The sequence below is a fragment of the Halobaculum rubrum genome, from assembly GCF_019880225.1.
GTDB lineage: Archaea > Halobacteriota > Halobacteria > Halobacteriales > Haloferacaceae > Halobaculum > Halobaculum rubrum.
The window spans coordinates 2,331,326-2,352,411 of the sequence record NZ_CP082284.1; the positions used below are offsets into that span (position 1 = coordinate 2,331,326).

20 protein-coding genes and 1 tRNA gene are annotated in these 21,086 nt (G+C 67.8%); 12 read left to right on the forward strand and 9 right to left on the reverse strand.

Annotation, left to right across the window (positions count from 1 at the left end; translation table 11 throughout):
• The first annotated feature begins 27 nt into the window (after window positions 1-27).
• Window positions 28-1,194, forward strand: coding sequence for a signal peptidase I (locus K6T25_RS12035; protein ID WP_222914403.1), 1,167 nt, complete (start codon window positions 28-30; stop codon window positions 1,192-1,194).
• Window positions 1,195-1,241: 47 nt separating this feature from the next.
• Window positions 1,242-2,660 carry a DUF5305 domain-containing protein gene (locus K6T25_RS12040; RefSeq protein WP_222914404.1) on the forward strand — a complete coding sequence of 473 codons (1,419 nt, stop codon included), beginning with the start codon at window positions 1,242-1,244 and terminating at the stop codon, window positions 2,658-2,660.
• 23 nt (window positions 2,661-2,683) lie between these two features.
• Here K6T25_RS12040 and K6T25_RS12045 read toward each other — a convergent pair whose 3' ends face one another.
• Window positions 2,684-3,610 carry an NAD-dependent epimerase/dehydratase family protein gene (locus tag K6T25_RS12045; protein WP_222914406.1) on the reverse strand — a complete coding sequence of 309 codons (927 nt, stop codon included), beginning with the start codon at window positions 3,608-3,610 and terminating at the stop codon, window positions 2,684-2,686.
• 248 nt (window positions 3,611-3,858) lie between these two features.
• Here K6T25_RS12045 and K6T25_RS12050 point away from each other — a divergent pair, with 248 nt between their 5' ends.
• Complete coding sequence (locus tag K6T25_RS12050) at window positions 3,859-4,392, forward strand: HTH domain-containing protein (RefSeq protein ID WP_222914407.1); 534 nt, start codon at window positions 3,859-3,861, stop codon at window positions 4,390-4,392.
• Window positions 4,393-4,433: 41 nt separating this feature from the next.
• Window positions 4,434-4,574: a hypothetical protein gene (locus K6T25_RS12055; RefSeq protein ID WP_222914409.1), complete on the forward strand. Its 141-nt coding sequence runs from the start codon at window positions 4,434-4,436 to the stop codon at window positions 4,572-4,574.
• A gap of 87 nt (window positions 4,575-4,661) precedes the next feature.
• Here K6T25_RS12055 and K6T25_RS12060 read toward each other — a convergent pair whose 3' ends face one another.
• A complete protein-coding gene (locus tag K6T25_RS12060) occupies window positions 4,662-5,912 on the reverse strand; it encodes an NAD(P)/FAD-dependent oxidoreductase (protein ID WP_222914411.1) in 1,251 nt (416 codons plus the stop codon).
• 88 nt (window positions 5,913-6,000) lie between these two features.
• The gene (locus K6T25_RS12065) at window positions 6,001-6,837 is read right to left on the reverse strand and encodes a nucleoside phosphorylase (protein ID WP_222914412.1); all 837 of its coding nucleotides are present in this window, start codon (window positions 6,835-6,837) and stop codon (window positions 6,001-6,003) included.
• Window positions 6,838-6,988: 151 nt separating this feature from the next.
• Between K6T25_RS12065 and K6T25_RS12070 the strand changes: the two genes are divergently transcribed.
• Both K6T25_RS12070 and msrA read left to right on the forward strand, forming a co-directional pair.
• A complete protein-coding gene (locus tag K6T25_RS12070; protein WP_222914414.1) occupies window positions 6,989-8,131 on the forward strand; it encodes a serine hydrolase domain-containing protein in 1,143 nt (380 codons plus the stop codon).
• Between the two features lie 85 nt (window positions 8,132-8,216).
• Complete coding sequence (msrA, locus tag K6T25_RS12075; protein WP_222918031.1) at window positions 8,217-8,756, forward strand: peptide-methionine (S)-S-oxide reductase MsrA; 540 nt, start codon at window positions 8,217-8,219, stop codon at window positions 8,754-8,756.
• A gap of 47 nt (window positions 8,757-8,803) precedes the next feature.
• Here msrA and K6T25_RS12080 read toward each other — a convergent pair whose 3' ends face one another.
• Complete coding sequence (locus K6T25_RS12080; RefSeq protein WP_225917742.1) at window positions 8,804-9,157, reverse strand: CHY zinc finger protein; 354 nt, start codon at window positions 9,155-9,157, stop codon at window positions 8,804-8,806.
• Window positions 9,158-9,915: 758 nt separating this feature from the next.
• Here K6T25_RS12080 and K6T25_RS12085 point away from each other — a divergent pair.
• Window positions 9,916-11,226 (forward strand): cytochrome P450, encoded by a 1,311-nt coding sequence (locus K6T25_RS12085; protein ID WP_222914415.1) that lies wholly within the window; start codon window positions 9,916-9,918, stop codon window positions 11,224-11,226.
• A gap of 178 nt (window positions 11,227-11,404) precedes the next feature.
• Here K6T25_RS12085 and K6T25_RS12090 read toward each other — a convergent pair.
• Both K6T25_RS12090 and K6T25_RS12095 read right to left on the reverse strand, forming a co-directional pair.
• Window positions 11,405-11,478: transfer RNA gene (locus tag K6T25_RS12090), tRNA-Thr, on the reverse strand.
• Window positions 11,479-11,507: 29 nt separating this feature from the next.
• The gene (locus K6T25_RS12095; protein WP_425600869.1) at window positions 11,508-12,197 is read right to left on the reverse strand and encodes a GNAT family N-acetyltransferase; all 690 of its coding nucleotides are present in this window, start codon (window positions 12,195-12,197) and stop codon (window positions 11,508-11,510) included.
• Window positions 12,198-12,335: 138 nt separating this feature from the next.
• On the opposite strand from K6T25_RS12095, the gene K6T25_RS12100 reads away from it, so the two are divergent.
• The 4 genes from K6T25_RS12100 (at window position 12,336) to K6T25_RS12115 (ending at window position 17,078) form a co-directional block, all read left to right on the forward strand.
• Window positions 12,336-13,433, forward strand: a complete 1,098-nt coding sequence (locus K6T25_RS12100) for a branched-chain amino acid ABC transporter permease (protein WP_222914417.1) — start codon at window positions 12,336-12,338, stop codon at window positions 13,431-13,433.
• Window positions 13,430-15,151, forward strand: a complete 1,722-nt coding sequence (locus tag K6T25_RS12105; protein ID WP_225917743.1) for a branched-chain amino acid ABC transporter permease — start codon at window positions 13,430-13,432, stop codon at window positions 15,149-15,151. The genes K6T25_RS12100 and K6T25_RS12105 overlap by 4 nt, the downstream gene beginning before the upstream one ends.
• The gene (locus K6T25_RS12110; RefSeq protein WP_222914419.1) at window positions 15,148-16,008 is read left to right on the forward strand and encodes an ABC transporter ATP-binding protein; all 861 of its coding nucleotides are present in this window, start codon (window positions 15,148-15,150) and stop codon (window positions 16,006-16,008) included. The genes K6T25_RS12105 and K6T25_RS12110 overlap by 4 nt, the downstream gene beginning before the upstream one ends.
• 371 nt (window positions 16,009-16,379) lie before the next feature.
• Entirely contained in the window at window positions 16,380-17,078 is a 699-nt protein-coding gene (locus K6T25_RS12115; RefSeq protein ID WP_225917852.1) for an ABC transporter ATP-binding protein, read from the forward strand.
• Between the two features lie 133 nt (window positions 17,079-17,211).
• On the opposite strand, the gene K6T25_RS12120 is transcribed toward K6T25_RS12115, so the two are convergent.
• A complete protein-coding gene (locus tag K6T25_RS12120) occupies window positions 17,212-17,349 on the reverse strand; it encodes a hypothetical protein (protein WP_013440500.1) in 138 nt (45 codons plus the stop codon).
• 53 nt (window positions 17,350-17,402) lie between these two features.
• Between K6T25_RS12120 and K6T25_RS12125 the strand changes: the two genes are divergently transcribed.
• Window positions 17,403-18,680, forward strand: a complete 1,278-nt coding sequence (locus tag K6T25_RS12125) for an RNA-guided endonuclease InsQ/TnpB family protein (RefSeq protein ID WP_222914420.1) — start codon at window positions 17,403-17,405, stop codon at window positions 18,678-18,680.
• Between the two features lie 49 nt (window positions 18,681-18,729).
• Here the strand turns inward: K6T25_RS12125 and K6T25_RS12130 are convergent, their stop codons facing one another.
• Entirely contained in the window at window positions 18,730-18,999 is a 270-nt protein-coding gene (locus tag K6T25_RS12130) for a TrmB family transcriptional regulator (RefSeq protein WP_345778222.1), read from the reverse strand.
• A gap of 216 nt (window positions 19,000-19,215) precedes the next feature.
• Window positions 19,216-21,069 (reverse strand): FAD-binding protein, encoded by a 1,854-nt coding sequence (locus K6T25_RS12135; RefSeq protein WP_222914422.1) that lies wholly within the window; start codon window positions 21,067-21,069, stop codon window positions 19,216-19,218.
• Window positions 21,070-21,086: the final 17 nt, after the last annotated feature.

Consider the following 21,086-nt stretch of genomic DNA (forward strand, 5'->3'; position numbering starts at 1 on the left):
CGTGACACGAACACGTCATCGACGCGAATGGACGCCCGACGACTCCTCACGCTCGGCTCGGAACTCCTGTTGGTCGTCGTCGTCGTCTCCCTCGTCGCCGGGCAACTGCTCGGGCAGCCGATCCTCCTCAGCTACGTCGAGACCGGGAGCATGGCCCCGACGATGGAGCCCGGCGACGGCTTCATCGCGGTCCCCGCCGCCGTCGCTGGCGATCCCGAGCCGGGAGACGTGGTCACCTTCGACGCGCAGGAACTGAACGGCGGCGGCCTCACCACCCACCGGGTCGTCGGCGAGACCGAGCGCGGCTACGTCACTCGCGGGGACGCGAACCCGTTCACCGATCAGGACGGCTCCGAGCCGCCCGTGAAGGACGCGCAGATCGTCGCCCACGCCCTCCGTGTCGGCGGCACGGTGGTCGTGATCCCGGAACTCGGGACGGCCGTCATGGGGATCCGCGGACTGCTCACCGGCGCACAGCGGTGGCTTGCGGCCACCGTCGGGAGTCGATCGTTGCTGGGCACGCAGGGAATCGCCTACGTGGTCCTGGCGCTTTCGGCGCTCGGGTACGTCGTCGACCTGCTCCGAGGCGGCCCCGCCGACGGCCCCGACCGAACACGCTCGACCGATCGCGACGACGGGGTCTCGACGCGGCTGATCCTCGTCGGCCTCGCGGCGATGGTCGTCGTCTCGGCCACCGCCGCGATGGTCGTGCCCGCCGGCACCCAGGAGTTCGGGATCGTGAGCGCCGAGTTCGACTCCGAGAACCCCACGGTCATCAGGCAGGGAGGAGCTTCGACGATCGAGTACCGCGTCCCGAACGCCGGACTGGTCCCCGTTCACAGCTACGTCCGTCCCGCAAGTGACGGTGTCGCAGTCTCCCCGGAACACGTGTTCGTGGAAGGTCGCGGGGAATCGACGGTATCGATCACGCTCTCGGCACCCGACGAGACGGGCTACTATCGGCGATACGTCGCCGAACATCGGTATCTCGCGGTGCTCCCGGAACCGCTGATCCGCGATCTGTCGAGGGCCCATCCGTGGCTTCCGATCGTCGCGATCGACGCGATGCTCGGCGGAGGAATCTACGGGCTCGGTCGTCTGCTCATCGACGGCGGTCGGACCCGGATCCGTTCGCGGGACGCACGCTACGACCGGCCGATCGCCGCCAGGATACGGCGGCTGCTGACTCGATGACCGATTGACCAACAGACATATCAAGAACGCCACCACACGGAGCAGTGATGGATGAGGCCACGCGACTCCGCGTTCGGTCGGCCCTATCGTCGTGGCTTGCGGTTCTACTCGTCGTCTCGTTCGTTGTCGGCGGTGCCGGTGCGTGGGCGACGTACACGGCACACGTCGGTTCGGAGACGGAGACCGTCGAGCGGACGACCACGGTGTGGACCGCGACCGGGTCGTTCGACCACTCGGCGACCGTCGTCCGCGCGAACCCGCTGTATCCGATCGGAACGACGCTGACGAACCGATCGACGTACTTCCGTTCCGCCACCCCGGTGCTGGACGGTAGGTTCACCGTCGCCGCTCCCGGGCTTCAGGGGAACACGTCGGTGGAACTCGCGACGACGCTGTCGATCGAATCCGCCGACGAGGAGACGACCTACTGGAGCGACAGCAGACCACTGAACTCGACGACCGCCGACGGGCCGGCGACGGTCGCGTTCTCGATCAACACCACCGACGTCGCCGACCGGATCGCCGCGATCGAGTCGGGGATCGGCTCGACGCCCGGTGAGACGACCGTCGCCGTCGTCGTCGACGTGGCGATCCGGGGGACGACCGCCGACGGCGCGACGAGCCGACTTTCGTTCTCGAGTCGCCTCCCCGTCGAACTGAACGGCGACACGTACACGGTCTCCGATCCCGGCCCGATCGAGGAGTCAGTCGAACGGACGGTCACCGAACGGGTGGAACGCGAGTACGGTCCCGTCCGCTCGATCGGCGGGCCGATAGCGCTTCTCGTCGGCGTCGTCGCAATCGGGACAGTAGGGTACATCGCCGGTCGCGGACGCCCCGCACTCACGGAGGCGGAACGTGCTCGCCTCGAGTACCTGGACGACCGCTCGGAGTTCGACCAGTGGATCGTCTCCGTCGATATCCCGCCGGCGTCGGCGGATGGGCGCCCCGCTGAGGCGTCGTCGCTCGCGGACCTGGTGAACCTCGCGATCGACACGGACAACGCCGTGCTCAAGACGCCGGACGCGGAGGAGTTCCACGTCGTCGACGGGACGTACCGCTACACGTACCACGCGCCCCCGCCCGCCGGGTCCCACTCGAACGAGCGGCATTCGGCGGGGGAGGACGGATCCGTCCTTCCGGACCTATCGATCACACGGGGGACCGACAGCGGAGGGAACGACAGCCAGGGGTCGGAGGAGGACGACACAGACCCGACCGGCGGCAGCGACGGAGCCGACGACCCAGACTCGGCCGGCGGCAGCGACGGAGCCGACGACACAGACCCGACCGGCGGCAGCAACGGAGCCGACGACGTCACCGACCCAGCCGGAGCGACGGCCGGGTCCGCTGTCGATACCGGGACTGACGAGAGGGGCGCCGACGGGGATGCGACCGACATCGACGACAGTGGCGGAGACAACAGCGAGGGAGCGAGCGGCGAGGACGGCGGAACGGATAGCTGATCGACCGGGGCGGACGGGCGAGCCTACGTTCCGTCGAGGTACGGCTCACAAACCCGCCGGACACCCTCCTCGAAGTCGATCTCTGGCTCCCAGCCGGTGGCCTCGCGGATCCTCGAGATGTCGGCGCAGGTGTCGTGGACGTAGTTCTCCAGCGGGATCGGCTCGTACTCCGGCTCGACGTCGGTGCCGAGCGCGTCGTTGATCAGCTCGATCATCTCGTTGAAGGAGTACGGGTCGCCAGTCCCGAGGTTGTACACGCCGGCCAGCTCGTTGTCGGCGATCGCCTCCAGTCCGCGGACGATGTCGTCGACGTGGGTGAAGTCGCGCGTCTGGGAGCCGTCGCCCCACAGCACCGGCGCCTCGCCGTTGGCGATGTCGTCGGTGAACTGCGAGACGGTGTTGGCGTACTCGCCTTTGTGCCCCTCGGCGCCGCCGTACCCCTGATACACCGAGAAGAAGCGCGCGCCGGCACAGGTCAGGCCGTCGTAGAAGTCGTTGTAGTACTCCGCGTAGCGCTCGCGCCCGAGCATGGATGCGTCATAGCCCGTCGACGCCTCGAGATCCATGTCCTCGGGGCTGGGCTCCGTCCGGCTCCCGTACGCCGAGGAGGTCGACGCGTACACGACCGTGTCACAGCCGTCCGCGTGGGCCTGTTCGACGACGTTGACGAACCCCTCGATGTTGACGCGAGCGCCCTGCCGGGGGTTCTCCTCGAGCATCTGCCGCGACGACAGCGCCGCGAGGTGGAACACGACGTCCACGTCCGTCGGGAGGTCGTCGTCGAGCACGTCGGCCTTTAGGTACTCGACGTCCTCGGAGAGGTTCTCGGACGTTCCGAGGTACTCGTTGTCGAGCGCGATCACGTCGTTGCCGGCCGCGGCCAGCGTGTTCGCGAGGTTCGATCCGATGAACCCCGCGCCGCCGGTGACCAGCACGCGTGCGTCGTTCATACTCGGGATGGGCCAGCCCACGCAAAAAGCGGTATCGGTTGACTGATGCGCTGAGGGCGCCTCGATCGGCGGACATCGAACCGCCTTCGATCTGGAGACACCTGCCGATATCCGATCGAAAGCCGGCGGCGGCTTCCGGCGATCGAACCGCACGTCCCGGCCGTCGAACCGACCGAATCCGTGCGGATCACTCTCTCGGGTGTTCCGGGTCCGTGGTTTTATGCGGGTTCCCGGAGGACATTGAGCAAATGTCGTCCATCGAGCTTACAGACAGTCAGCGGAAGATCCTCAACGAACTGGTGAACCTCTACCGCGAGGAGGAGGACGCCGTCAAAGGCGAGACGATCGCCGACGCCGTCGGCCGCAACGCCGGCACGATCCGCAACCAGATGCAGAGCCTGAAGGCCCTCCAGTTGGTCGAGGGCGTACCCGGACCGAAGGGCGGGTACAAGCCGACCGCGACCGCCTTCGAGGCGCTGGACCTGCAGAACCTCGACGAACCGGCGTCGACGCCGCTGTTTCACGATGGCGACCGTCTCGAGAACGTGAACGTCCAGGAGATCAACCTCACGTCGGTCCACCACCCCGAACTGTGCCGCGCGGAGATCCACGTCCAGGGATCGGTGCGCGACTTCCACGAGGGCGACTCCGTCAGCGTCGGGCCGACCCCGCTGTCGAAGCTCGTCATCGACGGGACGGTCGACGGGAAGGACGACACCGCCTCGGTGCTCATCCTCAAGCTCGACGGGATGGAGGCGCCGTCGGAACCGCCCGAGCACTGATCGCGAACCGACGGGGAGTACCCACCCCGAAGTGATCACGGATGGCGAACGACCGAACTGCCGAAGGAGGACCGAGCGGGCTCGACCGGATCCGCGAGCGAACGCGAGCGACCGTGCGGTTCGTGGCCGACGTGCTGCGTGGCCACGCCCGGAGTCGGCACCTCGACAACCGCGAGAAGTGACTCACGGAGACGACGGCGAAGCGGCCCGCGAAAGCGGGTCGTGAGAAGTGACGGGGTCGCGCGGTGGATCTGCTTGTATCTCCGATCTTACATGTCGTTCCAGGCGTTGAGCGCGCGCCCGTACCCGGAGACGTCGGCGATCCAGCGGCTCGCGACCGCTTTCTTCAGCGCCTTGGCGGCCGGGCCGCCGAAGGTGTTGATCGGGAACTCGACGCCGCCGCCCTTCACGTCGTGGGCGACCGCCTCCTCGCCGACGGAGATGAGCGTCCCCTTGTCCTCGTGGCGCCACGACTTCAGCGGCGCGCCGCGCACGGCGCGTGCGAGGTTCTCGCCGGCGACCTCCGCGGCCTGCCAGGCGGCCTGCGCGGTCGGCGGGGCGACGTCGTCGTCGCCCTGGTCGACGAGCGCGGTGTCGCCGATGGCGAACACGCGGTCGTCGCTCGTCTCGAACGTGGACTCGGCGTACACGCGGTTGGAGCGCTCGTCGGCATCGAGATGGAAGTCCTCGACCTCCGGCTGCCCCGTGATACCGCCGGTCCACAGCAGCACGTCGTACTCCATCACGAGGTCCTCGGAGAAGTCGATGTCCTCTTTTGCGGGCGCGTCGCCGTCGCCGTCCTCGCCGTAGTACTCCGCCTCGGCGCCGCCGAGATAGACCGCGTGCTCGTCGACCTTCGAGATGAACTCGCCCGTCGAGACGGCGATGTCCTTCCCGTCGAGGCGCTTCCGGATGGCCCCCTGCACCTCGGGGTCGTTGTTCGGGAACACGGAGTCGAGCCCCTCGACGATCTCGATGTCGATTGGGGCCTTGTGGTCGTCGCGGTACTCGGCGATCTCGCCGGCCGACTGGATCCCCGAGAGGCCGGCGCCCCCGACCAGCACTTTCGCGGGCTCGGTCGTCGTCGCCTCCTGCCCGGCGGTCTTGACGGCCTGGTGGATCTCGCGGGCGTCGTCGAGCGTCTTGAGGGTGAGCGCGTGCTCACGAAGCCCGTCGATCCCGAAGAACGCCGTCGCCGAGCCGACGGCGACGAGGAGGTAGTCGTACTCGATCTCGTCGCCGTCGCGAGTGTGGACCACGCGCTCATCGGCGTCGACCTCGGTGACGCGGCCCCGAACGAACTCCGTGTCGTCGCCTTTGATCTCCTCGACCGGGATGGCGACCTTGGACTCGACCTCCGGCTTGCGGATGACCCGATGGGCCTCGTGGAGCACGAGGTGGTAGTCGGTGTCCGACACCCACGTCAACTCGGCCTCGTTCGGTTCGATCGCGTCCTCGAACGCTTTCACCGTCCCGGCGCCGGCGTACCCGGCTCCGACGACGACGACCTGCTGGCTCATGAAGACGTGTTCCCGGGCGGAGGATAAATGCGTGTTGAAACCGCCAGCAACGGGCGATTCCGGCGGCCGAGACGGGTCGGTGTCCCGGCTACTCCAGGGACAGGCCGGCGTGCCAGCGGTCGACGCCCGCCTCCCGTTTCACCTCGTCCATCCGCGCGAGCAACGCGGCGGCGAGGCTGGCGCACTCGGCCGCCCGCGACTCCCCCTCGGTGCGGAACTCCCCGGTGACACGGTTGGCGTACACCGCGCAGACGGCGCCGGCACGGAGGCCGTACACGTTCGCGATGGTGAGGATCGAGGCGGCCTCCATCTCGATGTTCTTCACGTTCGCCTCGCGCAGTTCGTCGACGAGCGCGTCGCTGCCGGCGGCCTCGAACCCCTCGAACCCGGAGCGGCCCTGCCCGGCGTAGAAGGAGTCGGCCGACATGGTGATCCCCACGTGGTAGTCGTATCCGAGGCGATCGGCGGCGGCGACGAGCGCGGAGACGACCTCGTGGTCGGCGGCGGCGGGGTAGTCCTCGCGGACGTACTCCTTGCTCGTTCCCTCCTGGCGGACCGCGCCGGACGTGATCACCAGGTCGCCAACCTCCATTCCCTCCTGGATGGCGCCGCAGGAGCCGACGCGGATGAACGTGTCGGCGCCGACGCGAGCCAACTCCTCGACGGCGATCGCCGCCGAGGGGGAGCCGATCCCGGTGGAGGTGACCGAGAGGGACTCGCCGTCGTAGGCTCCGGTGGCCGTGCGGTACTCCCGGTGGGAGGCCTTCTCGTCGTAGTCGTCCCACAGCGCTGTTACCTTGTCGACACGCCCGGGGTTGCCCGGGAGGAGGACCGTCTCGGCCACGTCGTCGGGACCCACCTCGATGTGGTACTGAACCTCCGCGTTCGGGTCCTCGCTGTCGTCGCTGGGGTCGCGATCGCTCATGTCCCCGCACTTCTTCGAGCGCCCTTGTAAGTCCGCCCGTTTCTCCGGTTCCGTCAGTCGGTTCGCGTGGCGACTCCCCCTGCCGGATCCGGTCCCCGGCGTCGCCCGCCGGCTCCCGTCGGTTTTTGTCCCGCGGGCGGAACCGAGGCGCATGGAGTTCCCCGACGCCGGCGACGACGGCTTCGACGCCGCCGACCCGGAGGCGGTCGGCCTCGACGCCGACGCCGTCCGCGACGCCGTCGAGTTCCACCTGACGACCGGTACGCCGCCCGAACAGGTCGCGTACGACTTCTCGAACCAGGAGCCGTGGGACGAGTCCGAGGGGGAGTTGGGGGACACGCTCGGGCCGATGCCCGACCGCCGCGGCGGACCCGCGGGACTGATCCTGAAGGAGGGCCGGCTCGTCGCCGAGTGGGGTGACACCCGCCGCGTCGACCACTCCTTTTCGGTCGCGAAATCGTTCCTCTCGATCGTCGCGGGCGCCGCGTGGGACCGCGGGCTGTTCGAACTGGACGAGCGCGTGGCCGACAGCGAGGGCCACGGTCCCGATTCGGGGTTCGGTTCGGCGCAGAACGCGCCGATCACCTGGCGCCACCTCCTGCAGCAGACCAGCGAGTGGGAGGGCACGCTGTTCGATCGCCCGGACAGCATCGACCGCAACCGCGGCGTCGGCAAGACCGGCGGTCCGGGCAAGGGCGAGCACCGCGACCTGGAGGATCCGGGCACCCACTGGGAGTACAACGACGTGCGGATCAACCGCCTCGCGCTGTCGCTGCTGCGCCTGTGGGCGAAGCCGCTCCCGCGCGTGCTCGCCCACGAGGTGCTGGATCCGGCCGGCGCGACCCGGACGTGGGAGTGGCACGGCTACCACAACTCCGACGTGCAGATCGAGGGACGAACGATGCAGTCTGTCTCCGGCGGCGGCCACTGGGGCGGCGGCTTCTGGGGCTCGGTGCGCGACCTCGCGCGGGCGGGTCACCTCCTGTTGAATCGAGGTCGGTGGGGGGATCAGCGACTGCTCTCCGAGGAGTGGGTCGAACACGCGACCGACCCCTGCGAGATGAACCCGAACTACGGCTTCCTGCTGTGGCTCAACACGGATCGAACGCTGTGGCCGTCGGCACCCGAGTCCGCGTACGCGATGCTCGGTCACGGACAGAACGTCGTCTGGGTCGACCCTGAGCACGACCTCGTGGTCGTCCTTCGGTGGCTCGCGCTATCGGACGACCGCGCCGGGCGCGAGGACCTCCCCAATCAGGACCGCTTCCTCCGGCGACTGCTCGCTGGTGTCTGACACGCCAGGCGCCGCGACGGCGGGGACTGATCGACTCCCCGAGGTCGTCGCGGACGGCAGGTACATACTTCTCGCGACCGTGATCCTGGCTATGACAGAGACTGCGACGTTCGGCGGCGGCTGCTTCTGGTGTATCGAGGCGGCGTTCGAGGAGATCGACGGCGTCGAGGACGTCACGTCCGGCTACGCCGGCGGGCACGCGGAGGACCCGTCGTACCGCGAGGTGTGCTCGGGCTCGACGGGACACGCGGAGGTCGTCCAGGTGACGTACGATCCGAGCGTCATCACCTACGAGGACCTGTTGGAGGTGTTCTTCACCGTCCACGACCCGACGCAGTTGAACCGGCAGGGACCGGACGTCGGGACCCAGTACCGGTCGATCGTGCTGTCTCACGACGACGACCAGCACGAGACCGCGGCGTCATACATCGAGGCGCTCGACGAGGAGGGCGGATACGAGGACGACGTGGTCACCGAACTGGAGCCGCTGGAGACGTTCTACCGCGCCGAGGAGAAACACCAGGACTACTTCGCGAAGAACCCCAACGACGCCTACTGCTCGATGCACGCCCAGCCCAAGATCGACAAGGTTCGCGAGACGTTCGCCGAGAAGATCGACGCGTAAGCCGCCGGGGACGACCGCGGGTCCGATCGCGGAGGCGTCGCCCACGCCTACGATCGGTTCGGCTCGACGCCCTCGAAGTACCGGTCGTAGTGGGCCGCACAACCGGGATTGAACGGGGCGTCACACGCCGGGCAGGCGAACTCGGCGTCGAGATACTCCTCGACCGACAGCGTCGACCCGCAGGCGCCACACAGCACCGCGGGCTCGCCGAACCGGTCGCGCGGCCACGGCTCGGGGTCGTGGTCCGCGACCGCGTCGTGACACTCGGCGCACGGAAAGAACCGCTCGCAACAGCCGAACCGTAAGGCGATCACGTCGGTCGGTCCGTCGTAGTGGACGCACCGAGTCTCCGGCCCGACGTCGACGCCGCGGACGGTCGTGCCATGGATGGCCTGTCGCACGCGGTACGACGGGGGCGGACGCGTCAAAATCGTTCCGTCACGGTCGCACCCGCGTCCCGGGTGGTGTCCCCTCGTCAGAGGTGACGCACCCCCAGTCGGGGCGCGTCTCCACGGTTATACGGCACGTTACAATGCCGCTCGCGACACGTTCAACAGTCGCTCGCGGCGGTGCGCCCCCCGCGCCGGCCGCGAGGACCCCCGGCGACCACCCCGCCGGTTCGGACCCGCCGACGGTCGCGACTGGCCCAGCATGGACACTACGGCAACGGACCCGGACCCTCCGTCCGGTCACCCATTTTTGCGGTGACGACGCCGTGACCCGGCCCCGTCGACGCTCGGAACGCACACGGTAGTCCCACCGCAGCGAACACGCCGGCCCCGTGGACGCACCGGAGGCCGCTCCAGATCCCGAGGATATACAGCTGATAACAATAGTCGAGTCGACCGTCGGGTAGACCACTCGCGGACGAGGTTCGTCGCCTCCCTCGACGCGAGTACCGGTCGAGCAGCGCTCGGCACCGGTGGAATCACGCGCCCGCCGACGCCGCTCGGACGGCTGCCGAACGCGCCCCCACGCCGACGGTTCGCCATCGCACCGCACTGACCCCGACCGCGCCTTCGGGCGTAGTCATCCGGTTTCGGCCCCACGGGTGGGCTCGACCCACCCACCCGGTTTTTCGCTCCGCCGGCGCCCGAACTCGACAGCGCCGGCCGAGTCGTCCGACAGCTTTGTCAGTGGCCCGCCGCCGATCGAATCCATGCCGGAACGAAGGGACCTCCCGCCGTCGCCGCCGGGGATCCCGGTGTTCGGAAACGCCGTGCAGTTCGTCCGCGACCCGTTCGGGTTCGTCCGCGAGTCGGCCCGGACGACGGGCGACGTGTTCCGGATGCGGTTTCCCGGGGCGGACGTGTACGTCCTCGCGCACCCCGATCACGTCGAGACGGCGCTGCTGGATCGCGAGTCGTTCGGAAAGCTCGACGACTTCTCGATCGCGTTCGGGGACGCGCTGCTCGCGGTCGAGGGGGACCGCTGGCGGCGACAGCGCCACGCGATGGAGTCGTTCTTCGACCCGACTCGGATCCGCGAGCACGCCGACACGATGGTCTCGCTTGCGGGCCGGCGGGCCGAGCGGTGGACGGACGGGTCGACGGTTCGGATCGACACGGAGATGCGGTCGCTCGCGCTCCGGAACCTGTTCGAGGTGGTCCTCGGCTACGCGCCGACGGCCGACGAGCTCGACGAACTCGCGGAGACGGCGCACGCACTGAACCTGTGGTTCGAGCCGACCTCGTGGGTACTCCCCGCGTGGGTCCCGACGCCGGCTCGGCGGTCGTTCCGCCGCGGCGTCGCACGGATGCGCGATCACGCGCGCTCGCTGCTGGCCGAGGGCGGCGACGAACCGGAAGAGGGGAGCCTGCTCGCCAAATTGGCGACGTTGCGCGACGACCCCGACTCGGGGGTCGACGAGGCCGAAGTGCTCGATCAGGTCGTCGGGATGGTGTTCGCGGGCCACGAGACGACGGCGCTGTCGCTGACGTTCGCGCTGCAGCTGCTCGGGGCCAACCCCGCGGTCGCCGAGCGTGTGTTCGACGAACTCGACGAAACGCTCGACGGCCCGCCGTCCGCGGCGGATCTGGAGGAACTGCCCGTCCTCGACCGCGTGATCCACGAGACGATGCGCCTGTACCCGCCGGTCCACGCGATCCCGCGCGTTACCGAAGCGCCGGTCACGCTCGACGCGCACACGATCCCCGCCGACGAGACGGTGTTGCTCAGCACGTGGTGTCTGCACCGCGACCCGCGGGAGTACGACGATCCCGAGACGTTTGCCCCGAGGCGGTGGGCGTCAACGACGCCCCGAGATCGGGGCTACTCGTTCGTCCCGTTCGGCGGTGGCCCGCGGATCTGCATCGGACGACACCTCGCGGAGCTGGAGTTGAAGGCGACGCTGGCGGAGGTGTGTCGACGGTATCGGATCGAGGCGACGGGATCGCTCGACGTCTCGCCGCAGATGACCACGCAGCCGGACGGGCCGGTGACGATCCGAGTCACCGACCGACGCCGTTGATCGCTATTCCGGGCGGGGCGGGGAGCAGCCCGAGTTCGCCTATCGAGTCGGCGCTCTCGGCTTCGAACCGCTCCCAGAGAGTCGGGGGCGGGATTCGACCCGCGGTCGTTCCAATCTGCGTCACTCCCTGATTCGAATCCCTTCCGGCGGCCGTTCACCTCGCTTCGCTCGGCAGAACAGCCGGGGGCGGGATTCGAACCCGCGAAGTCTCGATTACAAGTCGAGTGCATGCACCGCCCATGCTCCCCCGGCGCGTACTGGGGTGGTACTGTGTCCTCCGGTTAATCGGTATCGCTTCGATTCCCCCGAGCGGGCTTCTCGAGCTCGACCCGGTGGGGACGGTACCCGTGTCGCTCGTAGAACCGTCTCGCGTCCTCGTTGCCGGCCATCGCCTCCAGCGCGATCACGTCGACGCCGGCGTCGGCGAGCGCCGACTCCGCGGCCGCAAGCAGCCGTGACCCGACGCCGGCGCCGCGGTGTCGCTCGCGAACGAAGAGGTTGTACACGACCCCGCGGGTCACGTCGAGATCGTAGCGACCCGACTCGACGCCGAACGTCACGAACCCGACGATCGTCGGCGCCTCCGATCCCGACGAACTGCCAGTCGCGTCAGCGGCGTCCGGATCCGTCGCGTCCGAGGTTCCGGGCTTGGAGTCCGTGTCGTTCGGATCCGGAGCCCGAGCGACGACGAGCCCGTCGGTGACGACCGCGCGCGCGGCTGCGTCGGCCGCGTCGGGGCGGTTCTCCGCCGCGACGAGGTGTGTGCCGTACGACCGCTGCCCGTCCGCGAGGGCAACCCAGAGGTCGGCTACCGCATCGACGTCGTCCATCGTCCCGCGTTCGATCGTGACGCCGTCGTCTTCACACTCGCCGAGGGCGTTCTCGCCGGGTCCGCTCCCGCCCGGTCCGGTTCCTCCGCCGTCGAACCGAAGGCGGTCCCGGGCATCGGCGTCCGAGGGATCGGCAGGCATCCGATCGATCGGGACGGTCGCGTCGGGCTTGGCCCTTGTGCCCGTCCGTCGTTCATGTCGACTCGACGACGCTGAGATGCGGGTGAGAGAATGGTTAAGTGGGTCGGGCTACCTCTCGATTCGTGAGAAGGAATATCAATGGGCATTAGCGAAACGTACTCACGCGGCAGGGACCTCGTCACCTCTCGACCGTCGGTCCTCCTCGTCGTCGGCATCGTCGCGCTTCTGGCGCTGGATCTCGTCCGTCAGATCGCGGCGCCCGGGGGCCTTTCGATCGCTCAGCTCGCCGGGTTCCTGTGGGACGGGCTCGTGGTCGGGCTTTCGATCGGGCTGGCGGGCGTCGGGCTCTCGATGACGTACAGTATTCTGAACTTCGCGAACTTCGGCCACGGCGACTACGTCACCTCCGGTGCGTTCTCCGGCTGGGCGGTGACGTGGCTGTTCGCCGGCGCCGGACAGTTCGACGTCACGACGCTGCTGTTCATCGGGTCCGTCTCGACGAGGGACCTGGGCGTGTCGGCGTTCGCGACGCCGCTCGCGATCGTCGCGGGGCTGCTCGTCGCGGCGATCGCCACGATCGTGCTCTCGCTCGTTATCGATCGGCTGGTGTACAAGCCGATGCGCGACGAGGGCGGGATCTCGCTGCTCATCGCGTCGATCGGCGTCGCGCTGGCGCTGCGATACACGATCTACATCGTCTTCGGGCAGCGCACGCGCGGGCTCACCGACGCGCAGTCGGTGCCCGACATCGCGATCGCCGGCGGGTTCGAGGTGGGCGGACACCAGCTCGCGCTCGTCGTCATCGCGGCCGGGCTGATGCTCGGCGTCCACCTCCTCCTCCAGACCACGAAGCTCGGGAAGGCGATGCGCGCGATGGCCGACAACGAGGACCTCGCACGCGTCACCGGGATCCCGACCGAGCGGGTCGTTCGGTTCACGTGGATCATCGGGGGTGGCCTGGCGGGCGCCGGCGGCTACCTCATCGCGCTCGAGCGCGGGGCGATGAACTTCCAGTTCGGCTGGGTGCTCCTCCTGTTGATCTTCGCTGCGGTGATACTCGGCGGTATCGGCTCCATCTACGGCGCCATGTTCGGCGGCATCACGATCGGCATCGCACAGAGCATCTCGCTCGTGTGGCTCCCCAGCGAGTTCTCGACGGTTGCCGCCTTCGGCGTCATGATCTTCGTGCTGCTGTTCAAGCCCGACGGCCTCTTCTCGGGGGTGACAACGGCGTGAGTTCTCCGACCGAATCCGTCGACTCGACCGGGGACGCAGCCGGCAGCGACGCCGGTGACGACGCCGATCGGGATATTCCCGGGTGGACCCCCTATCGCGGGTGGTTCCGGGATCGATGGAGCGACGGCGGCGCCACCGCGTGGGCGACCGCGCTGGGTCACCTGCTGGTCGGCGGCGTGCTGTTCGCGCTCGTAGCGGGCTTCGATCTCGGCACGCTCCCGATCGGCGGGAGCCTCGTCTGGTTCGTCTATCTCTCGATCACCGTCGCGGTGCTGTACGCCGCCACGGCGCCGCCCGCGGAGCCGTACGTCGCGTGGCTCGAGGACCGCTGGATGGAGTCCGACGCGGACAAACTGCTCATCGTCCTCGGACACGTCGTCGTCGTCTTCTTCGTGTTCGCGGTCGCGCTCGGACTCCCGTTCAACGGGTTCATGGGCGCGCTCGGGTCGGTGCTGTTCTTTACCGCCGTGTACGCGATGATGGTGCTCGCGCTCAACCTCCACTGGGGGTACGCCGGGGTGTTCAACATCGGTATTGCCGGGTTCATGGCCATCGGCGTGTACGTGATGGCGATCCTGTCGTCACCCACCGAAGCCGGCGCGGCGTCGGTGCCCGGGCTGGGACTGCCGCTCCCGATCGGCATCCTCGGGGGCGTACTCGCCGCCGCCTTCGTCGGGCTGGTCGCGGCGCTGCCGGCGCTCCGGCTGCGGGCGGACTACTTCGCCATCGTCACCGTCGCGCTCTCGGAGATCATCCGGCTCACGCTTAACTCACGGACGCTGCAGGAGTTCACGATCGCGGGCGTCACGACGGGTACCGGCGGTGCGACCGGCATCACGATGCCGGGTAACCCGGTCAGGCTCCTCTTTTATGAGGGATTCGGCGCCGGCGCCGAACCCGCGCTGCTGGGGTCGGTCCTGTTCCCGCTGTTTCGCGACCTCCGGATCGAGCTGATCCCGCCGGGGTCGTCGTGGCTCGGGATCGTCTCGCTGCCGGCGTTTACGCTCGATCTCGCCGTCGAGCCGCCCGTTATCAGCAACTGGGCGTACGTGGTCGTGCTCTCGGCGTTCGTGGCGCTGTTCTACGTGCTGCTCGTCCGCACGGGGAACTCCCCGTTCGGTCGCGTGCTGAAGGCGATCCGCGAGGACGAGGTCGTCGCCAAGTCGCTCGGCAAGGACACGAACCGCTTCAAGATCGTCGCGTTCATGTTCGGCTGCGGGCTGATGGGGCTGGGCGGTATCCTCTGGCAGGGGAGCCAAGGGTTCGCCAACCCCGGCGCGTTCCGGCCCATCATCACGTTCTACATCTGGGTCGCGCTGATCATCGGCGGCGCCGGCTCCAACACCGGGAGCGTCCTCGGCGGCGCGCTGTTCGCGGGCGCCCTCTGGGAGGGCCCGGTGTACGTTCGGCGGGTCGTCACCAACTTCGTCGAGTTCGGCGACACGCCGAGCACGTTCCCGGGGGCGGTCGCGCCGTTCGTCGAGGGAGAGGTGCTCCCGTTCCTCGCGTTCATGCTCGACAACGTCTCGGCGCTTCGATTCATCCTGGTCGGCGTCATCCTCGTGATGCTCATGCAGCGACGCCCCGAGGGGCTGCTCGGCCACCGCAAGGAGGAGGCCGCGGCGATCCCGCTGACTCGTCCAGGCGGCACGTCCGCCGGCGGCGACGCGGTCGCGGACGGCGGGCGTGACGCCGACGACGACGGAGGTGCACGATGAGCGCCGAGGACGCGGCCGACCGGACGGACGGCGACGCCGCCGACGCTGAGCCGTCGCAGGCGACCGCACAGGGCGCGCGCGACGTCGACGAGCATCCGCTGGTCGTCGAGAACCTCCGCAAGACGTTCGGCGGGATCACCGCCGTCGACGACGCGAGCTTCTCGGTCGCGGAGGGGTCGCTCACCGGACTGATCGGCCCGAACGGCGCCGGGAAGTCGACGACGTTCAACTGCATCACCGGCGTGCACGAGCCCACCTCCGGACGGGTGAGGTTCCGCGGAACGGACATCACCGGAATGGCGCCCCACGCCATCGCCCAACAGGGGCTCGTACGGACGTTCCAGATCGCCCGCGAGTTGCCGGAGATGACCGTCTTGGAGAACATGATGCTGGCGCCGAAGGGTCAGGTCGGCGAACGGCTCACCAACGCGGTCGTGCCGGGGCTGCGCGACCGCGTCGTCGAACAGGAGGAGGAACTCCTCGAGCGGGTGTGGCAGCAACTGGAGTTCTTCGAGATCGACCACCTCGCCGAGGAGTACGCGGGCAACCTCTCCGGCGGTCAGCGCAAGCTGCTGGAGATGGCGCGCGCGCTGATGACCGATCCCGACGTGGTGTTGCTCGACGAGCCGCTCGCGGGCGTGAATCCCACGCTGGAGGAGAAGCTGCTCGACCGCATTCACGAGCTCCGCGACAGGGGCAACACGTTCCTCATCGTGGAACACGACATGGACGTCATCATGGACAACTGCGAACACGTCATCGTCATGCACCAGGGGTCGGTGCTCGCGGAGGGCGCCCCCGAACAGATCACGAGCGACGAACGCGTCGTCGAGGCGTACCTCGGAGGCGACGTATGAGTGGCGAGGCCGACCGCAGGGAGGCCTCGAACCGAACGGGGAGCGGAGCGACCCGTGAGGCCAGTGCGGACGAGCAACGCGAGTCCTCGAACCGAACGGGGAGTGCGGGGCGCGAGCGAGGCGAGCGCCCCGAGGAGTCGAGCGGGGAGCAAAGCGACCCGCGAGACAGTGAAACGACCCGCGAGACAGGCGAGGCCGACCGCAGAGATGCCTCGAACCGAACGGGGAGCGGAGCGACCCGTGAGGTCAGCGAGGACGAGCAACGCGAGTCCTCGAAAGACGTGGCCGACGGACCACCGATCGCCGCCGACGGGGGAACCGCGTCGACGGGCGCGACACGCTCGGCCGACGCGACGCTTCCGGAGGAGAGCCTGCTCCGCGTCCGGGATCTCGACGCCGGCTACGGCGACCTCCAGATCCTCACCGACGTGGACCTGGACGTGGGTGACGGGGAGTACGTCACCATCGTCGGCCCGAACGGCGCCGGGAAGTCGACCGTGATGAAGTCCGTGTTCGGGCTGACGTCGTACATGGGCGGCACTATCGAGTTCGCCGACACGCCGATCCACGGCCTCCCGCCCGAGGAGATCATCCACGAGGGGATCGGCTACGTCCCCCAGAACGACAACATCTTCGAGAGCCTCTCCGTGCGCGAGAACCTGGAGATGGGCGCGTACATCCTCGACGAGGTCCCCGAGGACCAGATCGAGTGGGTGTACGACCGCTTCCCGATCCTCCGCGAGCGGTCGGACCAGCGTGCCGGGACGATGTCCGGCGGCCAACGACAGATGCTCGCGATGGGTCGCGCGCTCATGCTCGACCCCGACCTCCTGTTGCTCGACGAGCCGAGCGCCGGGCTCGCGCCCGATCTGGTACAGGAGATGTTCGACCGGATCGACCGCATCAACGACGAGGGGACCGCGATCCTCATGGTCGAGCAGAACGCCAAGCAGGCGCTTCGCCGCTGCGACCGCGGCTACGTCCTCGTCAACGGGGAGAACGCGTACGTCGACGCGGGCGACGCGCTGTTGAACGACGAACAGGTCCGCAAGGACTTCCTCGGCGGCTAGACGTTCATCGCAGGGGCGACCGGCGGGACCGGTTCGTTCCGACGCTCGCCCACCTACCTGACTCAAGGAGAGAGTCCCGCCCTTCAGGGCGGGCGTGAATCCGCCACTCTACTTCACAGCTCGCGTTCGACGCTCACTCTGGGGTATCCTCCCTGACTTTCTTCTCGCCTTCCAGTAGTAAGCCCTTCCACGTCAGTCCACGGTGTTTCTTCAGTTCCTTCAGTCGTTCGTACTGTTCGTCGTCGTCAAACTCGATGCGAACTTCGACCATACAGTAACACACAAACTACATTTTTATGTGTGTTCCGATACACACAGTAGTCGATGAAGCGATCCAACACGTTCGAGGTGATTCCGCAGTCCGACGAGGACGAGGAGTTGCTTCGCCGCGTGTTGGACGCTTCTGCCGCTCTCTGGAACGAGATTAACTACGAGCGCCGCGAACACTATGCCGACCCTGACGGCGACGTATGGGACATTTGCGAGTATCGCGGTCGCTATAGCGGTGTTCTCGGGGCTTCGGCGGTTCAGCAAATCGAACGGAAGAACCGCGAAGCGTGGAAGTCGTTCTTTAGCCTCAAGAAGAAAGGCGAAGCCAACGGTAACCCCGGCTTCTGGAGCAACTCCAAAGACGGGCGAGAACTCCGCACGTACATCCGAAACACGTCGTACTCCGTTGAGTGGGGCGAATACTCTCGCCTTGAGATCCTCGTCGGCAAAGACCTGAAAGACGAGTACGGGTTGGGGCATCGCGAACGCCTCCGGCTCGAAGTTCGGGGCGACGCCAACTGGAAGGAGTATGAGAAGCAGGGTCGGTTGGAATTGTTTTACGACGAGCAAGCACAGATGTTCAGGGCCTTGCAGCCAGTCACTATTGATGATTCTCGACTGGCATCACCACTGGCTTCGGAAGAAGCCGCTCTGGATATTGGTGCGAACAGCCTCGTCGCCTGCACAACCACGACCGGCCAGCAATACCTGTACGAAGGACGTGACCTGTTCGAGCGGTTCCGCGAGACGACGCAAGAGATCGCCCGTCTTCAATCTCTGTTGGAAGAACGTCGGCACAGTAGTCACCGTATCCGACGCCTGTACGACCGGCGTACCAAGCGACGTGACCACGCCCAAGACGCCCTCGCCCGTGACCTCATCGAACGCCTCTACGATGAAGGTGTTTCGACGGTGTACGTCGGGGCGTTGACGGACGTGTTGGACACGCACTGGTCGGTTGAGACGAACGCGAAGACGCACAATTTCTGGGCGTTCCGAGCGTTCGTGAATCGACTGGCGTGTACCGCCGAAGAATACGGTATGTCGGTCGAGGTTCGGTCTGAAGCGTGGACAAGTCAGGAGTGTCCGAACTGCGGTTCGACAGCGGATACGACGCGACACCGCGACACGCTGACGTGTCCGTGTGGATTCGAGGGACACGCAGACCTCACAGCGTCAGAGACGTTCTTGAGACGGCAGACGACGGTAACACGGCCGATGGCACGGCCTGTATGCCTCAAGTGGGACAACCACGAATGGTTGGAGTCATCACGCTCTCCCTGTCCCAACGAGGAGCATACGAACCCGCAAGTTGCCTCCGTGGGCCGGTAAGCGATACCCCCAGCGCGAGGAAACCTCGCCGTTCACGGCGAGGAGGATGTCATGCCAGCGCGTAGCGGCCGTCCGATTTCTCGACGTGCCCCGCCTCCCGCAGCGTCTGCAGAATGGAGTACAGGGAGATCCGTTTCATCGACAGCCCGTCACACAGGTTGTCCTCGCGGACCGCGCCGTGGGTCGCCAGATACAGATACACCAGCTTCGCCCGGGGAGAAGAGACCCCGTTCGGGAGCTGTGTCATCGGGGTCGCTTCGTCGACATCGGCGGCCGCGGTGTCCGCGGCATCCGCAGCGTCAGCGTGCGTGGAAGCCATCGTGAGTTCTCCGATGTCTTCGACACCTGTAAAACTGTTGTACGACGATCGTCGAAACAGCCGGAGCCGCCCTGAGGCGGTCGTTGTTCCCCGCATAACCGAATCCCCCCGCTCCGAGTTCCGATGCAGCCGCCGGGTTGTGGTCCGCAGTTTCGACTGCTGACGGCGAGACGGTCGGAGAAAACTGACGGGCGCGGTCGATCGACGCGGGACAGATCAGTACGAGCGGGTCTTCGGCTCGTACTTCTTGTCCTCGCCCTCGAGGATGGCCGGCTTGTACCAGAGTTCCGGCGTCCCGTCGTTCCACGACAGCATCGTGTGCTTGAGCCACTCGTCGTCGCGGCGCTCCTGATGCTCCGCGCGCCAGTGGGCGCCGCGGAACTCGTCGCGCGCGAGCGCGCCGAGGGTGATCGCCTCCGCCAGATCGAGGATGTTGCGCGTCTCCAGCGTCTGGATGAGGTCGGTGTTGAACGTGCGCGAGGGGTCCTTCACGAAGACGTCCTGGTAGCGCTCGCGCGCCTCCGCGATGTCCTCGAGCGCCTGTTTGAGGCCATCCTCCTCGCGGAAGACGTTCACCCATCGGGTCATCGACTCCTGTACGTCCGAGCGGATCTCCGCGTGCTGGAGGCCGTCCTCCTTCTCCATGAGCGACTGGACCCGTTCGCGCTCGCGGACGACCGCCCGCTCGACGATGTCGCGCCCGTCGCCCGATCCGGTGTCGGCGGCCACCCCGCCGTCGGCGACCGCGTCGCCCTCGCCGCCCGCGGGCTCGACCTCGCCGGGTTGGACCGGCGTGTCGACCTCGCCGAGCTCGTACTCGCCGCGCTGGCCCGTCTCGATCTCCGCGGTGCCGAGGTCCTTGCCCGCGGCGTGGGCGCCCGCGCGCTTCCCGAAGACGATGAGCTCCGGCAGCGCGTTGCCGCCGAGGCGGTTCGAGCCGTGGACGGACGCGCACGCGCACTCACCGGCGGCGTACAGCCCGCCGACGCACGTCTCGCCGTTCTCGTCGGTCTCGATGCCGCCCATCGCGTAGTGCTGGCCGGGCTTGACGGGCATCGGCTCGTCGAGGGGATCGACGCCCTCGAAGTCCTTCGAGAGGTGGACGATGTTCTCCAGCCGGTCGATGATGCGGTCCTCGCCGAGGTGACGCATGTCGAGGTGGACGTACTCGTCGTCGATGCCGCGTCCCTCGTTCACCTCGGTCAGCTCGGCCCGGGAGACCACGTCACGGGAGGCCAGCTCCCCGTCGTTGTTCGCGTACCCGTGCTCGAACATGAAGCGCTCGCCGTCCTCGTTGTAGAGGATCCCGCCCTCGCCGCGGACGCCCTCCGTGATGAGAACCCCCGTGCTCGGGAGGGTCGTGGGATGGAACTGGATGAACTCCATGTCCTCGATGGGGACGCCCGCGCGATAGGCCATCGCGACCCCGTCGCCGGTGTTGGCGACGGCGTTGGTGGTGTGGCTGAACACCTGACCGAGGCCACCCGTCGCGAGGATGACCCCCTCGGTCGCGCGGAAGCCCGACAGCTCGCCGCTTTGAATGTCGTGGGCGACGACGCCGTGACACGTGCGGTCCTCCGGCCGCTCCTCGTCGGTGACGGCGAGATCCGAGACGTACCACTCGTCGTAGACGGTGATGCCGCGCTTGACGAGCTGCTCGTACATCGTGTGGAGCAGCTGGTGGCCGGTCTCGGCGCCCGCGTAGGTGGTTCGCGGGAACGAGAGGCCGCCGAACGGCCGCTGAGAGACCCGGCCGTCGTCGTCGCGGGAGAACGCCATCCCCCAGTGTTCGAGCTGGATTACCTCCTTCGGGGAGTCCTGACAGAGCGTCTCGATGGCGGGGGCGTCGCCGAGGTAGTCCGACCCCTTCATCGTGTCGTAGGCGTGGTCCTGCCACGAGTCCCCCTCGCGTAGGGCCGCGTTGATGCCGCCCTCCGCGGCGCCGGTGTGACTGCGCACCGGGTGGAGCTTCGAGACGATGGCCACGTCCGCGCCTTCCTCCTGGGCGGCGATGGCCGCGCGGAGTCCCGCGCCGCCGGCGCCGACCACGATGACGTCGTGTTCGTACATGTGTCGTGTGTTGTGTC

What these genes read in the sequence shown, in the direction of transcription:
- K6T25_RS12135 (WP_222914422.1), bottom strand. Translation starts at nt 21,069, where the DNA reads ATGTACGAACACGACGTCATCGTGGTCGGCGCCGGCGGCGCGGGACTC.
- K6T25_RS12070 (WP_222914414.1), top strand. Translation starts at nt 6,989, where the DNA reads ATGGAGTTCCCCGACGCCGGCGACGACGGCTTCGACGCCGCCGACCCG.
- K6T25_RS12110 (WP_222914419.1), top strand. Translation starts at nt 15,148, where the DNA reads ATGAGCGCCGAGGACGCGGCCGACCGGACGGACGGCGACGCCGCCGAC.
- K6T25_RS12055 (WP_222914409.1), top strand. Translation starts at nt 4,434, where the DNA reads ATGGCGAACGACCGAACTGCCGAAGGAGGACCGAGCGGGCTCGACCGG.
- K6T25_RS12060 (WP_222914411.1), bottom strand. Translation starts at nt 5,912, where the DNA reads ATGAGCCAGCAGGTCGTCGTCGTCGGAGCCGGGTACGCCGGCGCCGGG.
- K6T25_RS12125 (WP_222914420.1), top strand. Translation starts at nt 17,403, where the DNA reads ATGAAGCGATCCAACACGTTCGAGGTGATTCCGCAGTCCGACGAGGAC.
- K6T25_RS12045 (WP_222914406.1), bottom strand. Translation starts at nt 3,610, where the DNA reads ATGAACGACGCACGCGTGCTGGTCACCGGCGGCGCGGGGTTCATCGGA.
- K6T25_RS12095 (WP_425600869.1), bottom strand. Translation starts at nt 12,197, where the DNA reads ATGCCTGCCGATCCCTCGGACGCCGATGCCCGGGACCGCCTTCGGTTC.
- K6T25_RS12040 (WP_222914404.1), top strand. Translation starts at nt 1,242, where the DNA reads ATGGATGAGGCCACGCGACTCCGCGTTCGGTCGGCCCTATCGTCGTGG.
- K6T25_RS12065 (WP_222914412.1), bottom strand. Translation starts at nt 6,837, where the DNA reads ATGAGCGATCGCGACCCCAGCGACGACAGCGAGGACCCGAACGCGGAG.
- K6T25_RS12120 (WP_013440500.1), bottom strand. Translation starts at nt 17,349, where the DNA reads ATGGTCGAAGTTCGCATCGAGTTTGACGACGACGAACAGTACGAACGA.
- K6T25_RS12085 (WP_222914415.1), top strand. Translation starts at nt 9,916, where the DNA reads ATGCCGGAACGAAGGGACCTCCCGCCGTCGCCGCCGGGGATCCCGGTG.
- K6T25_RS12130 (WP_345778222.1), bottom strand. Translation starts at nt 18,999, where the DNA reads ATGGCTTCCACGCACGCTGACGCTGCGGATGCCGCGGACACCGCGGCC.
- K6T25_RS12050 (WP_222914407.1), top strand. Translation starts at nt 3,859, where the DNA reads ATGTCGTCCATCGAGCTTACAGACAGTCAGCGGAAGATCCTCAACGAA.
- K6T25_RS12035 (WP_222914403.1), top strand. Translation starts at nt 28, where the DNA reads ATGGACGCCCGACGACTCCTCACGCTCGGCTCGGAACTCCTGTTGGTC.
- K6T25_RS12100 (WP_222914417.1), top strand. Translation starts at nt 12,336, where the DNA reads ATGGGCATTAGCGAAACGTACTCACGCGGCAGGGACCTCGTCACCTCT.